Origin of the sequence: Actinomadura barringtoniae (assembly GCF_017573505.1) — a bacterium.
Classification (GTDB): domain Bacteria; phylum Actinomycetota; class Actinomycetes; order Streptosporangiales; family Streptosporangiaceae; genus Spirillospora; species Spirillospora barringtoniae.
Map to the genome: position 1 here is coordinate 1 of NZ_JAGEOJ010000004.1, position 14,172 is coordinate 14,172.

The following is a 14,172-nucleotide window of genomic DNA, read 5'->3' on the forward strand; positions in this document are numbered from 1 at the left end:
TCGCCGGCCTTGTCGGCGAGGACGCTGACGACCTTCCCGGCCGTCTCGGTCGGCAGCGGCGCCGGCAACCCCTTCCACTTGCGCGATGCGACGAGCGCGGCACAGCCCGCTCCGCCGCCGTAGGCGATGGCCGCGACGAACGACGCGATCTCCGGCGGCAGGTGTTTTTCCAGCATGAGCACGCTCGTCCGGTACGACGCGGCGGTGGCGCACGCGCCCAGCACACCGGCGAGGGCGCCCATCCTGATCGCGGGCACGCGCAGCCGCGCCTTGTCCGCCATCTCGCGCTGGGCCGCGTCAACGACCTGCCCGGCGAGCGTGACGTTTCCTTCCAACGCCTCAGGCAGTTCGGACTTCTTCATAGATCCCCCTTACCCACCAAACGGCAACGAATTCAGCTGAGCGCGGGCGCCAGCGCCCTGCCGACCAGTTCGCGGGGCGCGCCGGTCCCGTCGGCGGGGATCGTCCAGAGGTCGGTGCCGAAGTCGCCGGGGAGCGCGTAGACCACGCTCGTGTCGTTCAGCCAGACGGCCTGGTCGTCGATGTTCCTCGGCTCGGCGAGCGGGGTCTCCTTCATGGTCTTCAGTGACAGCGCGTACAGGCGCCACGGGCTGCCGCTGGAGACCGACCTGACCTTCTTCTTGTAGACGACGCGGGTGCCGTCGGGTGACAGCGACGGGCATTCGACGTTCTCGTGCAGGGTGCGGACCCGGCGCGCGCCCACCTCGCCCTGCACGAGGTAGGTCTTGCCCTTGGTCGCGAGCGTCGCGTAGAAGCGGTCGTCGTCGGCGAACGTCACGCCCCAGTAGTTCACGTCCGGTGAACGGTAGGACGATCCGTCCTTGGTGATGGAGAAGTCCTCGAGGGAGGAGATGAGGTGGCCGGTGCGGGTGTCGAGGATGCTCGTGCGGGTGGAGAACGGGCCGCCGTAGGAGTCTCCGCTGACGAAGACCGTCCAGGCCGCCATCCGGCCGTCGGCCGAGACCCGGGCGCGGGACGGGATGCCCGTGCCGGGGTAGCGGTGCGTCTCGTGCAGGGAGGCGTCGAGGATGACCGCCTCGTACGCCGGGGTGAGGCCGGGCTTGTTGCGCAGGCAGACGCCCGTTCCCGCCGCCGCGTAGAACCGCGCGCAGGCGACGTCGGACACCGCCCGCGCCGCACCCGGATCGCTCGCGGGCACGGCGGCCAGGTGGTCCTTGTTGGGCCCCATCTCGGTGTCCCGGAACACCAGCTGCCCGGGTGTGCGCAGGTTGAACGCGCCGCTGCGCCCGCCGCCGGAGTCCTGCCGTCCGGCGGCGTGCATCGTGTAACCGGTCGCGATCACGGCCAGCACGATGATGGCGGCGAGCAGGACGGTCAGGCGGGTCTTGAGCATCAGGCCTCGCGGGGACGCAGGATCAGGGTGGCGGCCGCCCCCGCGACGACCAGGAGCGACACGGCGGCCCAGACCGCGGACGAGGGCCCCCACCACGTCCAGGCCGCGCCGAAGAGAAGGGAGCAGCCGAACCGTGCGGCGGCCTGGCCGGTCTGCAGGATGGCCAGTCCCCCGGCCCGCGTCTCGGGCGCGAGCAAGGGCCCGGCGAGCGCCATCAGCACCCCGTCGGTGGCCGCGTAGAACGCTCCGTGCAAGGCCAGCGCCGCCGCCACGAGAACGGCGCCGTCGACGGGCGAGAGCAGAAGCGCGTACACGCCGAGGAGCAGGACGTGGCCGCCCAGGAAGATCCGCCACCGGCCTGCCTTGTCGGCCGCCAGGCCCATCGGGACCGCCAGCAGCAGGAAGGCCGACGCCGTCCCGACCGGAAGCAGCGGGAAGTAGCGCGCCGAGAAGTCCAGCCGGTGCTGGAGCAGCAGGTAGACGAACGAGTCGCTGACCGTCGCCACCCCGAGCAGCACCGCGCACGCGCAGATCCGCGCGAACGCCGGGCGGCGCAGCGCCGACAGCGTCATCCGCACCGAGCCGCCGGTCTTGCCCCGCTGGTCGCGTACGAACATGACCAGGACCAGCACGCCGAGCGCGGCGAAGCAGGAGCTGACCACGAAGACCGCGTCGTACTGCTGCACGGTGGCGGTGAGCACCCAGAACGCCACCAGCGGGCCGAGCAGAGCGCCCGCGGTGTCCATGGCGCGGTGCACGCCGAACGCGCGCCCCTGCTCGTCCGCAGGACTGGACAACGAGATGAGCGCGTCGCGGGGCGCGGTCCGCAGGCCCTTGCCCGCGCGGTCGGCGACCAGGACGGCGCCGATGGCGGGCACCGAGGTCGCCAGCAGCATCGCGGGTCTGCACAGCGCGGACAGGGCGTAGCCGGTCCCGGCGACCAGCTTGTGCCGCTGGCGACGGTCCGCGAACTGGCCGCCGATGAGCCGCACGAACGCCGTGGCGCCGCCGTACAGGCCGTCGAGGAAGCCGAACGCCAGCGGAGGCAGCCCGATCCCGGCCACCAGGTACAGCGGCAGGACCGCGGTCACCATCTCCGAGGAGACGTCGGTGATCAGGCTGACCGCGCCCAGCGCGACGACGTTGGGCGCGACCAGCCGGAGCGTCCGGTGCCAGGCGCCCGTGGGCGTTCCGGCGGCGGCATCGGCGGAACGGGTCGCCGACAGGTACACGGTTACTGCCAGGCCTCGGTGATCGGGGAGGCCGAGGCGGCGTTGCCCGCGTGGGTGGTGCCGTACATGTCCTCGACGGTGCGCAGCAGGTTGTAGTGGTTGTACTGGGTCGTGTAGCCGCCGACCTTGACGTGCGCGCCGTAGAAGAGCGTCGGGATCTTGTTGCCGGCCAGCCGGTTGTCCTCGTCGAAGGTGATGATCAGGACGCTGTTGTGGGTCTTGGCCCACTGCGCGTAGCCGTCCAGTTTGCTCTTGGTCCAGGTGTCACCGGTCTTCACCGAGCAGTCGTGCATGTCGTTGCACAGGTCGGGGACCACGTACGACACGGTCGGCAGCTGGGTGTAGTCGGTGGGGAACTGGGCGAAGGTGTGCCCGGTCGAGGCGGGCAGGTTGCTGAAGGAGAACCACGGGTTGTGCTTGCGGGCGTACTTGCCGGTGCTGCACGTCGTGGAGCCCTCCGACGGCAGGCCCTCGTTGTAGCTGCCGAAGGTGCGGCCGGCCGCGATGACCTCGGCGCCCAGGTTGGCCTTGTTGTACGGGGAGCCGGGCGGCGGGCAGGCATCGTCGGTGATGCCCTGCGTACTGCCGGAGAACATCGCGAAGTAGTTGGGCTCGCTCGGATGCGTCTCGGCGAAGAAGTTGCTGAAGTTGGCGCCGCCGTTCGCCAGCGAGGTGAGGTACGGGGCGCTGGAGTTGCCGATGACCTGGGAGTAGGCGTGGTTCTCGAACACCGCCACGACGACGTGGTCCGGGGTGGGCACGGCCGCCGCGGCGAGCGGCCATCGGCGGGTCAGCCGAAGGAGCGACGTGGGAGCGGGGTCGTACGGCACGAATGCCTCCTGGCGGTCAGTCCCCCGAGGACTGTGCGGAGCCTGCTGCCGTGACCGTGACACCGGTCTGCGTCGGTTCCGCTGCGACCGTTCTGCCAATAGGAGACACCAAGACCAACTACGGGTAAAGCCCCAAGTCGACCTCGCTTCAGTGACGCTGAGGCACTCCCCACGGGTTGTCGTCGCGCAGCGGCGGCGGCAGGAGTTCCTGCGGCCAGTTCTGGTAGGCGACCGGCCGCAGGAACCGTTCGATCGCGGCGGTGCCGACCGAGGTCGTGGCCGGCGTCGTGGTCGCGGGGAACGGGCCGCCGTGCTGCATCGCGTGGGTGACCGAGACCCCGGTGGGCCACTGGTTCCACAGGACCCGGCCGCTGCGCTCCACGAGCGCCTCGGCCAGATCGGCGAGACCCGGCGCCTCGTCCTGCTCGGCGTGCAGCGAGGTGGTGAGCTGCCCCGGAAGCTCGGCCAGCACTCCCGCGACGTCCTCCAGCCGCTCGTAGGTCACGACGAGCCCGAGCGGGCCGAAGCACTCCTCCCCCGCCGCTTCCCGATCGGCGTCGAACGCCTCCAGGGACATCGTCAGGAGGCGCGGCGCCGCCGTGCCCTCGTCCGGCCAGACGACCTTGCGGATGCCGGGCAGCTCGCCGAGCCTGGACGCGCCCGACAGGTAGCCGGACTCGATGCGGTCGTTCAGCATCGGGGCCGTGGCGGCGGCGCCGACCTGCTCGGCGATCGGGTCGACCAGCGACGCGGGTGCGAAGAGCAGGCCGGGGTTGGTGCAGAACTGCCCGGCGCCCAGGGTGAGCGAGCCGGCGTAGCCCTTGGCGATCTCCTCGCCGCGCGCCTTGGCGGCGCCGGGCGTCACCACGACCGGGTTGACGCTGCCGAGCTCGCCGTAGAACGGGATCGGCACCGGCCGTTCGGCGGCGATCCGGGCGAGCGCCAGGCCGCCGCGCACCGAGCCGGTGAACGCGGCCGCCGCGATGCCGGGGTGGTTGAGCGCCTCGACGCCCTCCTGCTCGCCCTCGATCAGCCCGAACACGCCCGCCGGGACGACGCCGGTGATGATCTCGGCCGTACGGCGGGACAGGCGCGGGTGGCCGGGGTGCGCCTTCACGACGACCGGGCAGCCCGCCGCCCACGCGGAGGCGGTGTCGCCGCCCGCGACGCTGAACGCGAACGGGAAGTTGCTCGCGGCGAAGACCAGCACCGGGCCGAGCGCGGCGCGGTAGCGCCGCAGGTCGGGGCGCGGGCCGGTGGCCCAGTCCGGGTCGGCGGCGTCGATGCGCGCGTCGTAGAACGCCCCGGCCTCCACCTGCTCGGCGAACAGCCTGAGCTGGAAGGTGGTGCGGGTCAGCTCGCCGTTCAGCCGCGTCTCGCCGAGGTGGGTCTCGGCGTCCGCGAGCTCGACCAGCTCGGCGCGGGCCGCCTCCAGGGCGTCCGCGACGGCCGTGAGGGTCTGGGCCCGGCTCCCCGGCGCCGCCTCGGCCCAGTCGCGTGCGGCCTCGACGGCCGCCCGCACCGCCTGCTCAGGCGCTGTCATGAGCTGTTCCTTCCTCGGTGGGACCGCGGTCGTTCTCCGCGGAGTTCCGGTATCCGTAGAACGCGTAGACGATCAGGCCCAGCACCATCCAGACCGCGAACCGGACCCAGGTGACCCAGTCGAGGTTGGCGATGAGCCATATCGAGAACGCTATGCCGATCAAGGGCACCAGCGGAACCAGCGGAGTGCGGAACGAGCGCGGCAGGTCCGGCCGCGTCCTTCGCATGACCGTGACGGCGACGGCCACCACGATGAACGCCATCAGGATGCCGATGTTGGTGAGGTCGGCGGCCTCGCGGATCGGCAGGAACCCGGCGATGATCGCCGACCCGATGCCGACCAGCCAGATCACGCGGGTGGGGACGTGCCGCTTGGCGTCGTTCTTGGCGAACCAGGCGGGCAGCAGCCCGTCGCGACTCATCGAGAACCACACGCGGGTGACGGCGAGCATGTTGGCGAGCGCGGAGGTGGTGATGCCGATGACGGCGCCGACCGCGACGACGGTCCCGGCCCAGGCCAGCCCGACCGACGACAGTGCGCTGGAGAACGGGCTCTTGGTGTTGATGTCCTGGTAGTTCTGCATGCCGAGCAGCACGATGCAGACGGCGACGTAGATCAGCGCGGCGATCCCCAGCGAGATCATGATCGCCTTCGGCAGCACCTTCTTGGCCTCGGCGCTCTCCTCGGCGGCGGCGCTCATCGCGTCGTAGCCGTACACCGCGAAGAAGGTCGTCGCGGCGCCGGAGATCGCGCCGGAGATGCCGAACGGCAGGAACGGGCTGTAGTTGCCGCCCGAGATGTGGAAGGCGCCCGCGACGATCACCAGGGCGACGATGCCGAGCTTGATGACCACCAGGATGGTCTCGAACCGGGCCGTCCCCTGGGTGCCGCGCGACAGCACGTACGCCAGCAGCAGGCAGAGCGCAGCGGCGAACAGGTCGACCTTGTGGCCCGAGCCGGTGCCGGGCGCGCCGAGCATCCAGTCGGGCAGGTTCAGCCCGATCTGGTCGGCGAGGTAGGACAGGTAGCCGGAGATCGCGATGGCCACGACGGCGACGATCGCGGTGTACTCCAGCAGCAGGTCCCAGCCGATCGCCCAGCCGACGGCCTCGCCGAGCGCGGCGTAGGAGTAGGTGTAGGCGGAGCCGGCCTTGGGGATCATGCCGGCGAACTCGGCGTAACAGAGCGCGGCGGCACAGCTGGCGACGATCGCGATGAGGAACGAGATCATCACGCCGGGCCCGGCGTCCTCGTGGGCGACGACGCCCGCGAGCGAGAAGACGCCGGCGCCGACCAGGCCGCCGAGGCTGAGCGCGACCAGCTGCCACAGGCCCATGGTGCGCTTCAGGCCGCCGGAGGTCTCCTCCTCGGAGGAGTCGACGGGCTTCAGGCGGAAGATGCCGCCGCGCGAGAACGTCGGCGGTTTCGAACCTGTTTTTGGCATGACTTGGGACATGAAGGTCCCTCCCGGTGGGTGCGGGGTGTGAAAAGGGGGTGTGACCGGTCAGGACCGGGCGAGCTGTGGACTAGAGAACGAAGCCCTCAGGGAAGGGGTCGCTCGGGTCCAGCAGGTAGTTGGCGGTGCCGGTGATCCAGGCGCGTCCGGAGAACTCGGGGACGACCGCGGGCAGCCCGCCGACCTCGGTGGTGCCGGTGAGGCGGCCGATGAAGCGGGTGCCGATGAACGACTCGTTCACGAACTCGGTGACCAGGGGCAGCTCGTCGCGCGCGTGCAGCTGGGCCATCCGGGCCGAGGTGCCGGTACCGCACGGCGACCGGTCGAACCAGCCGGGGCTGATGGCCATGGCGTTGCGCGAGTGGGCGGCGTCCGAACCGGGCGCGATGAACTGGACGTGCTTGCAGCCGCCGATCAGCGGGTCGGCCGGGTGCTGCGGGCGGTTCTGCTCGTTGATCGCCTCCATGATCGCCAGCCCGGCCTTCAGGATGTCGTCCTTGCGTGCCCGGTCGAACGGCAGGCCCAGCTTGTCCAGGTCGGTGATGGCGTAGAAGTTGCCGCCGTAGGCCATGTCGTAGCGGACCTCGCCGAGGCCCGGCACGTCCACGGCGGCGTCCAGTTCCAGCGCGAACGAGGGGATGTTGCGCAGCGTGACGTGCTCGGCCCGCCCGTCGCGCACCGCCACCCGCGCCTCGACCAGCCCGGCCGGGACGTCGAGCCGCACGATGGTCTCCGGCTCGGTCACCTCGACCATGCCGGTCTCGACGAGGACGGTCGCCACGCCGATGGTGCCGTGCCCGCACATCGGCAGGAACCCGCTCACCTCGATGTAGACGACGCCCCAGTCGGCCCGCGGGTCGATCGGCGGCTGCAGCAGCGCGCCGCTCATCGCGGGGTGGCCGCGCGGCTCGTCCATGAGGAAGCGCCGCAGCCCGTCCAGGTGCTCCATGGCGTACCGGCGCCGCTCGGCCATGGTGGCGCCGGGGATCGGCGCCACCCCGCCGGTGACGACCCGGGTCGGCATCCCCTCGGTGTGGGAGTCGACCGCGGTGATCGTGCGGACCGAGCGCATCAGGCGGCCCTCCGCTGCTCCAGGGCGGAGATCGCGCGGGCCATGTCGGCGGTGACCTGGGCGCGGTGCTCGTCGGTGAGCGGGCCGCGCGGCGGGCGGCACGGGCCGCCGTACCGGCCGACCTGCTCCATGCCGAGCTTGATCGCCTGGACGAACTCGGTGCGCGAGTCCCAGCGGAACGCGGCGACCAGCGGCTCGTACAGCGCGCGGGCCTCGTCGAGCTTGCCCGCCGTGGCCAGCTCGTAGAGCTTGGCGGACTCGGCAGGGAAGACGTTCGGGAAGCCGGCGAACCAGCCGGTCGCGCCCATGAGCAGCGCCTCCAGGGTCACGTCGTCGGCGCCCGCGACCACCTCGATGCCCGGGGCCTTCTCCTTGATCTCCAGTACCCGGCGGACGTCGCCGGAGAACTCCTTGACCGCGACCACGTTGTCGATCTGGGCGATCTCGGCGAGCAGGTCGGGGGTGAGGTCGACCTTGGTGTCGATGGGGTTGTTGTAGACCATGACCGGCAGCCCGACCGACGCGACGGCCTCGAAGTGGGCGAGGACCTCGCCGCGGTTGGCGCGATACATCGTCGGCGGCAGGCACAGCACGCCGTCGGCGCCGTCCTCGGCGGCGAGCTCGGCCCAGTGCCTGGCCTGGTGCGAGCCGGGGCCGTGCACGCCGACGACCACGACGCCGTCGTCGCCGACGGTCTCGATCGCGGTGCGGGCGACGCGGCGGCGCTCGTCGCCCGTCAGCGAGGAGTACTCGCCGAGCGAGCCGTTCGGGCCGACTCCTCGGCAGCCGTTGTCGACCAGCCAGCGGCAGTGCTCGGCGAACTTGTCGTAGTCGACGGCCAGCCCGGCGGGGGCCGAGGCGTCGGCGTAGTAGGGCAGCGCCGTGGCGACGATGACGCCCCCGAGACTCTCGATCCTGTTCTTGCTCATCTGGCGCTCTCTTCTCTGGTGGGGGATGCCAGCTCGCCGAGCCGCAGCGGCTGGGCGATCGGCCTGTTGTGGGGGGTGGTCGTGATGCCGCGGCGGGCGAGCAGCTCGGCGACGGTGGGCCCGCAGATGCGGGCCTGGCAGGGGCCGAGCCCGGCGCGAGTCTCGAGCCGTACCGAACGGCCCGATCCCGCCGCCGCGCACAGCGCGCCGTAGGTGGTCTCCTCGCAGCGGCAGACGGTGGTGTCGGGGCGGAGCCAGCTCGTCCAGCCGTCGCCGATCGGGTGGGCGGCGGCGAGCCTGGCGGCGAACGCCCGGCCCTGGTCGCGGCGGCGCCGCAGGCGCCGGATCTCGGGCGCCTCGGGCCCTCCCCCGGCGGCGAGCCAGCCCGCGAGCAGTCCTTCGGTACGGGCCGCCGGTGCACCTGCGATGCCGGTGATCTCGCCTGCCGCGTAGACGCCGGGGGCGGTGGTCAGCTGGTCGTCGTCGACGCGGACGAAGCCGTCGATGGCGCAGCCCGCGGCGGCGGGCAGTTCGAGTTGCGGGGTGAAGCCGTGGGAGACGCAGACGGCGTCGACCACGACGGTCCGTTCGGTGCCGGGGACGATCGACCAGTCGGCGCGCAGCCGGGCGGTCACGACCTCCTCGACCCGGTCCTCGCCGCGCGCCTCGACGACCGTGCGGCCGGTCCGGTACGGAACGCGGCGGCGGGCGAGGAGCGAGGTGTATTCGGCCAGCTCGGCCGCCTTGCCGCTCTGGGAGGCCAGCTCCCACGGCCTGCTCCCCCACCCGCGCGCGACGGTGGCTGCGGTGTTGGCCTCCAGGACCTCCAGGACCGTGGATCCGGCCTCCAGGAGGGAGGCGGCGACGGGCAGCAGGAACGGCCCGGAGCCCGCGATGATGACGTGGTCGCCGATGACCAGGCGTTCTCCCTTGGCGAGGGCCTGCGCGGCGCCCGCGGTGAACACGCCGGGAAGGTCCCAGCCGGGGAACGGCAGGACGCGATCATGAGCGCCCGGCGCGAGCACGAGGGCATCGGGTTCGAGGACGTGCCGTTCCCGTCCGGCACCGTCGGCCTGCCCCCGGACCACGTGAACGAGCGGCGGCCGGTCATCGACACGGTCCAGCGCCCACACGGCGCTCTCCGCCCACCAGTCGCAGCGCGGATGGCCGAGCACGCGGCGGCGCGTCCGCTCGAACCCGCCCCAGCCGTGGTGGAGGCGTTCGGGATGGGCGGCGTCGTAGGCGTCGGGGAGCATCCGGTGGTACTGGCCGCCGGGCTGCTCGGCCGAGTCGACCAGCCTCACCCGCGCTCCGGCGCGCAGCGCGGCGGCCGCGGCGCCCAGACCGGCGGGCCCGGCGCCGATGACGACGACGTGGCGAGCGGAGCGGCTCATCGTGCCTCCTGCGCGCGGGACTGGGTGGTGACCACGTCGCCGTCGTGAGCGCGGCGGCGGCAGGCGCGCACGTCGCGTTCGCCGTTGACGGTGACCAGGCAGTCGAAGCAGACGCCGATGCCGCAGAAGACGCCGCGCGGCGCTCCGGACGGGCCCTCGCGCCAGGCGTGCCGGCCGCCCGCGAGCAGCACGCCCGCGATGGTCTGGCCCTGGACGCCCGGCATGGCGTCGCCGTCGATGGTGATCTGCAGGGGCGTGTCCGGGCGGCGGCCGGTGGCGTCGTCCTGGCTGCGGACGAGTCTCGGGCTCATCAGGCGGTCTCCCCTAGGACGGCGGGACGGTCGACGCGGAACGGCTTGGCGTCGATCTCGGGCGGCTTGTCGAGCAGCAGGTCGCGCAGGAGCGCGGCGGTGCCGGCCGAAAGGCCGATCCCGGCACCCTCGTGGCCGGAGGCGTGCCAGAGCCCCGGCAGGCGCGGGTCGGGGCCGATGACCGGCAGGTGGTCGGGCACGTACGGGCGGAAGCCGCCGTAGGCGCGCATGGTCTGGACGCCCGCCAGCATCGGGAAGAGCTTCAGCGCCTTGCCCGCGATGACCGACAGGACCTCGGGGCGGATCCGTTCGTCGAACCCGACCCGGCGCCGCGACGAGCCCAGCAGGATCGTCCCGGCGCGGGTCGACTCGACCACGGCCGACGCCTGGAGCTCCTCGGCGCCGCTGCCGACCGCGCCCACGTAATCGGCGTCGTAGACCTTGTGGAAGACGGTCGGCGGCATCGGCGTGGTGACCAGCACCTCGCCGCGCCGGGGCCGCACGTCGATCGGTGCGCCGAGGCGGCCCGCGACCTCGCCCGACCAGGGTCCGGCGGCGTTGATCACCACCTCGGCGTGGAACGTTCCCACGGACGTACGGACGCCGGTGATCCGCCCGCCCTCGGTGATCGCGCCGAGGATCTCGCAGCCGGTGCGGAGCGTGGCGCCCGCGCGGATCGCGTCGGTGAGCAGGGTGGTCGCCGCGCCCGCGGGCTGCACCTGGGCGTCCTCGGGGTAGTGGACGGCGGCGGCGAAGTCCCTGGTGACGTGCGGCTCCGCCGCGGCGAGTGCGGCGGCGTCCATCGGCTCGGCGACGACGCCCGCCTCCCGCTGGCTCGCGGCGAACGCGGTAAGTGCCTCGGCTCCGGCGGTGGTGGTCGCGACGACGATCCCGCCCTTGGGCTCCCACTCGACCGTCTCGGCGTTCGGCAGACCGTCCAGGATCTCGGGCCAGAGCCGCCGCGACAGCCGGGCCAGCTCCAGCTCGGGGCCCGGGCCCTTGTCGGAGACCAGGACGTTGCCCTCGCCGTGGGCGGTGGTCGCCCCGGCGGGACCGCCCCGGTCCACGACGGTGACCGCGAACCCGGCCCGGGCCAGCTCGCGGGCGCACGCCGCACCGATGATCCCGGCACCACAGACCAGCACCCGCGTCACGGACAACGTCACCCTCCAGTCATCGTTCGTTAAACCGAACGATTCCGAATCTATGGCGACGTCCCGGACGATGTCAACGGTGGAATGAGATCGGCGTCACGGTGCTTCGGCCAGGCACGGCGGCTGCGCCGGCGCCGAGTGAAGGCGCTGGTCAGAGCGGTACTGCAGGAGCAGCACCGACCGCACGGGCCCCGCCAGGGCCGTGTAGGCGTGCGGCAGCCGGGCGTCGAAGCCGACGTAGTCGCCCGGCCCGAGCTCGACCTCACGATCGTCCACCCGAACGCCGAGCCGGCCCGCCTGCACGATCGTGTGCTCGGTGCCGACGTGGCCGAGCGAGTCCTGCCGCGAGTCGGCGCGTACCTGCTGGTCGTAGACCTCGAAGATGGCGCCGCCGGACTCGATGCCGCGCAGCGGGCGCAGGTCCACGCCCTCGCCGCTCAGCACCTCGACGTCGGCGGCGCGCACGACCGTGAGGCCGGAGGGCTGCTGCTGGTCGAGCAGGTCGGAGATGGGCACCTCGAGCGCGCGCGACAGGCTGAACACGGTCTCGATCGTGGGGTTGCCCGCGCCCGCCTCCAGCTGCGAGAGCGTCGCCTTGCCGATCTTGGACCGGCGGGACAGCTCCGACAGCGAGAGCCCCAGCTCCAGCCGGGCGCGCCGCAGATTGACCGCGAGCATGTCCCGTACCGAATCACCCGACGCGCTCACGGGCGCCCTCCTCGCCTTACGTTCGCTTTACCGAACGAGTATAGGAGGCGGCGCCCGTGCGCGATCCCGAGCCCCTCGGCGAGGCTCAGCCGGACCTCTTCGCGACCAGTGTGAGCACGTCGTACTTGGCGACCGAGGCCCCGTCCTGGTTGGTGACGTCGGTGTCCCAGCGGACCTCGCCGTACTCGGTTCCCTCGCGCGGGGTGATCTGCTTGGCGGTCAAGGTCACCGTCAGCTCATCGCCCGGGTAGACGGGAGTCAGGAAGCGCAGGTTCTCCAGGCCGTAGTTGGCCAGCACCGGGCCGGGCTCCGGTGAGACGAACAGCCCGGCGGCGAACGACACGATCAGGTAACCGTGCGCGACCCGCCCGTTGAAGAACGGGTTGGCCCTGGCCGACTCCTCGTCCATGTGGGCGTAGAAGGTGTCGCCGGTGAACGCGGCGAAGTGCTCCACGTCCTCCAGGCTCACCGCGCGCGGCCCGCCGACGGCGGTGTCACCGACCCGCAGGTCCTCCAGGTGCTTGCGGAACGGGTGCTCGCCCGTGACCGTACGGTCGGTGCCGGGCACCCAGCGCCCGGTCAGGGCGGTCATCATGGCCGGACCGGCCTGCAGGGCGGTGCGCTGCATGTGGTGCACCACGCCCCGTACGCCGCCCATCTCCTCGCCGCCGCCGGCGCGGCCGGGCCCGCCGTGGACGAGGGCGGGCAGCGGAGAGCCGTGCCCGGTGGACTCCTTGGCGTCCTCGGAGTTCAGGACCAGCAGCCTGCCGTGCCAGGGCGCGACGCCGAGCACGACCTCACGGGCGAAGGCGGCGTCAGAGGTGACGACGGATCCGGCTAGGCTCCCCCGGCCGCGCGCGGCCAGCTCGACGACCTGCTCGGCGCTCTCGTAGGGCATCAGCGTGCTGACCGGCCCGAACGCCTCGACCTCGTGCGGTTCGGCCCGCTCCGGGTCGTCGGCGCGCAGCAGGATCGGCGAGATGAACGCGCCGCGTTCGGCGTCGGCGTCCACCACCGAGACCTGGTCCGGGTCGCCGAAGACCACCCGTCCGGCGTCCATGAGCGGTTTCAGCGACCGGCGGACCTCCTCGCGCTGGTCCAAGCTCGCCAGGGCGCCCATCCGCACGTCGGGGTTCGCCGGGTTGCCGACCGTGATCTTGGCGAGCCGTTCGCCCACCGCGTCCGCGACCTGGTCCATCAGCGCGGCGGGGACGAACGCGCGCCGGATCGCGGTGCACTTCTGCCCGGCCTTGACGGTCATCTCGTTGACCAGCTGCTTGACGTAGAGATCGAACTCAGGGGTGCCCGGCGTGGCGTCGGGCCCGAGGATCGAGCAGTTCAGCGAGTCCGCCTCGGCATTGAAGCGGACGGCATGGCCGACGACGCCGGGATGGGTGCGCAGGCGCTGCGCGGTCGAGGCCGAGCCGGTGAAGCCGACCAGGTCCTGCTCGGTCAGATGATCAAGAAGGTCGCCAGCTTCGCCGCAGAGCACCTGGATGGAGCCCTCGGGCAACAGCCCGGACTCCACGATCAGCTCGATCAGCCGGGCCGTCAGGTAGGCGGTCTGGCTCGCGGGCTTGATCAGGCTCGGCACCCCGGCGACGAACGCGGGCGCGAACTTCTCCAGCGGCCCCCAGACCGGGAAGTTGAACGCGTTGATCTGCACCGCGACCCCGCGCAGCGGCGTGCAGACGTGCTGGGCGACGAACGTGCCGCCCTTGCCCAGCGGCTCGACGTCGCCCTCGACCAGGACGGTGTCATTGGGCAGCTCGCGGCGGCCCTTGCTCGAATAGCCGAAAAGGACGCCGATGCCGCCGTCGATGTCGAACTTGGAGTCGCCCAGGGTCGCCCCCGTACGCGCCGACAGGGCGTAGAGCTCCTCCCGGTGCTCTCGGAGGTAGGACGCGAGGGACTTCAGCAGAGCGGCGCGCTGGTGGAAGGTCAGCTCCCGCAGGGCAGGCCCTCCCACGGTGCGCCCGTGGTCCAGGGCGGCCGCCCGGTCGACCCCCGCCGCGGAGATCCGGGCCACCTCCTCGCCCGTCGCCGCGTCCAGGAGCGGCGCGCCCTCGCCCGCCGGGGCGCGCCAGGAACCGGACACATAGCTGCGCAGCGTAACCACCGGGGACCTCCTTGTCCTCGCGTCGCCTCGGCCGGATGACCCGACCGGA

The 14,172-nt window shown here is 72.3% G+C and carries 13 protein-coding genes; all 13 read right to left on the minus strand.

What is annotated here, in order from left to right:
* The coding region (locus J4573_RS09875; RefSeq protein WP_208255053.1) for a phage holin family protein at positions 1–362 on the minus strand (362 nt) is incomplete at its 3' end.
* 32 nt (positions 363–394) lie between these two features.
* Complete coding sequence (locus tag J4573_RS09880) at positions 395–1,375, minus strand: TolB family protein (protein WP_208255054.1); 981 nt, start codon at positions 1,373–1,375, stop codon at positions 395–397.
* Complete coding sequence (locus J4573_RS09885) at positions 1,375–2,607, minus strand: MFS transporter (protein ID WP_307796580.1); 1,233 nt, start codon at positions 2,605–2,607, stop codon at positions 1,375–1,377. The genes J4573_RS09880 and J4573_RS09885 overlap by 1 nt, the downstream gene beginning before the upstream one ends.
* 2 nt (positions 2,608–2,609) lie before the next feature.
* A complete protein-coding gene (locus J4573_RS09890; protein ID WP_208255055.1) occupies positions 2,610–3,437 on the minus strand; it encodes an alkaline phosphatase family protein in 828 nt (275 codons plus the stop codon).
* Positions 3,438–3,585: 148 nt separating this feature from the next.
* Positions 3,586–4,980, minus strand: coding sequence for an aldehyde dehydrogenase (NADP(+)) (locus J4573_RS09895; RefSeq protein WP_208255056.1), 1,395 nt, complete (start codon positions 4,978–4,980; stop codon positions 3,586–3,588).
* The gene (locus tag J4573_RS09900) at positions 4,967–6,436 is read right to left on the minus strand and encodes an amino acid permease (protein ID WP_243772800.1); all 1,470 of its coding nucleotides are present in this window, start codon (positions 6,434–6,436) and stop codon (positions 4,967–4,969) included. The genes J4573_RS09895 and J4573_RS09900 overlap by 14 nt, the downstream gene beginning before the upstream one ends.
* Before the next feature lie 70 nt (positions 6,437–6,506).
* Positions 6,507–7,508: a proline racemase family protein gene (locus J4573_RS09905; RefSeq protein WP_208255057.1), complete on the minus strand. Its 1,002-nt coding sequence runs from the start codon at positions 7,506–7,508 to the stop codon at positions 6,507–6,509.
* Positions 7,508–8,437, minus strand: a complete 930-nt coding sequence (locus J4573_RS09910; RefSeq protein ID WP_208255058.1) for a dihydrodipicolinate synthase family protein — start codon at positions 8,435–8,437, stop codon at positions 7,508–7,510. Before J4573_RS09910 ends, J4573_RS09905 begins: the two co-directional genes overlap by 1 nt.
* Positions 8,434–9,831 carry an FAD/NAD(P)-dependent oxidoreductase gene (locus J4573_RS09915; RefSeq protein ID WP_208255059.1) on the minus strand — a complete coding sequence of 466 codons (1,398 nt, stop codon included), beginning with the start codon at positions 9,829–9,831 and terminating at the stop codon, positions 8,434–8,436. The genes J4573_RS09910 and J4573_RS09915 overlap by 4 nt, the downstream gene beginning before the upstream one ends.
* Positions 9,828–10,142 carry a (2Fe-2S)-binding protein gene (locus J4573_RS09920; protein ID WP_208255060.1) on the minus strand — a complete coding sequence of 105 codons (315 nt, stop codon included), beginning with the start codon at positions 10,140–10,142 and terminating at the stop codon, positions 9,828–9,830. The genes J4573_RS09915 and J4573_RS09920 overlap by 4 nt, the downstream gene beginning before the upstream one ends.
* Positions 10,142–11,308 carry an NAD(P)/FAD-dependent oxidoreductase gene (locus tag J4573_RS09925; protein ID WP_307796581.1) on the minus strand — a complete coding sequence of 389 codons (1,167 nt, stop codon included), beginning with the start codon at positions 11,306–11,308 and terminating at the stop codon, positions 10,142–10,144. Before J4573_RS09925 ends, J4573_RS09920 begins: the two co-directional genes overlap by 1 nt.
* An 84-nt stretch (positions 11,309–11,392) precedes the next feature.
* Positions 11,393–12,004, minus strand: coding sequence for a helix-turn-helix domain-containing protein (locus tag J4573_RS09930; protein WP_307796582.1), 612 nt, complete (start codon positions 12,002–12,004; stop codon positions 11,393–11,395).
* A gap of 85 nt (positions 12,005–12,089) precedes the next feature.
* The gene (gene paaZ / locus J4573_RS09935) at positions 12,090–14,123 is read right to left on the minus strand and encodes a phenylacetic acid degradation bifunctional protein PaaZ (protein ID WP_208255061.1); all 2,034 of its coding nucleotides are present in this window, start codon (positions 14,121–14,123) and stop codon (positions 12,090–12,092) included.
* Between the last annotated feature and the right edge of the window lie 49 nt (positions 14,124–14,172).

Bases quoted from the DNA above. Each gene is read 5' to 3' on its own strand.
- J4573_RS09915 (WP_208255059.1), bottom strand. From the start codon at position 9,831: ATGAGCCGCTCCGCTCGCCACGTCGTCGTCATCGGCGCCGGGCCCGCC.
- J4573_RS09895 (WP_208255056.1), bottom strand. From the start codon at position 4,980: ATGACAGCGCCTGAGCAGGCGGTGCGGGCGGCCGTCGAGGCCGCACGC.
- J4573_RS09905 (WP_208255057.1), bottom strand. From the start codon at position 7,508: ATGCGCTCGGTCCGCACGATCACCGCGGTCGACTCCCACACCGAGGGG.
- J4573_RS09910 (WP_208255058.1), bottom strand. From the start codon at position 8,437: ATGAGCAAGAACAGGATCGAGAGTCTCGGGGGCGTCATCGTCGCCACG.
- J4573_RS09900 (WP_243772800.1), bottom strand. From the start codon at position 6,436: ATGTCCCAAGTCATGCCAAAAACAGGTTCGAAACCGCCGACGTTCTCG.
- J4573_RS09920 (WP_208255060.1), bottom strand. From the start codon at position 10,142: ATGAGCCCGAGACTCGTCCGCAGCCAGGACGACGCCACCGGCCGCCGC.
- J4573_RS09880 (WP_208255054.1), bottom strand. From the start codon at position 1,375: ATGCTCAAGACCCGCCTGACCGTCCTGCTCGCCGCCATCATCGTGCTG.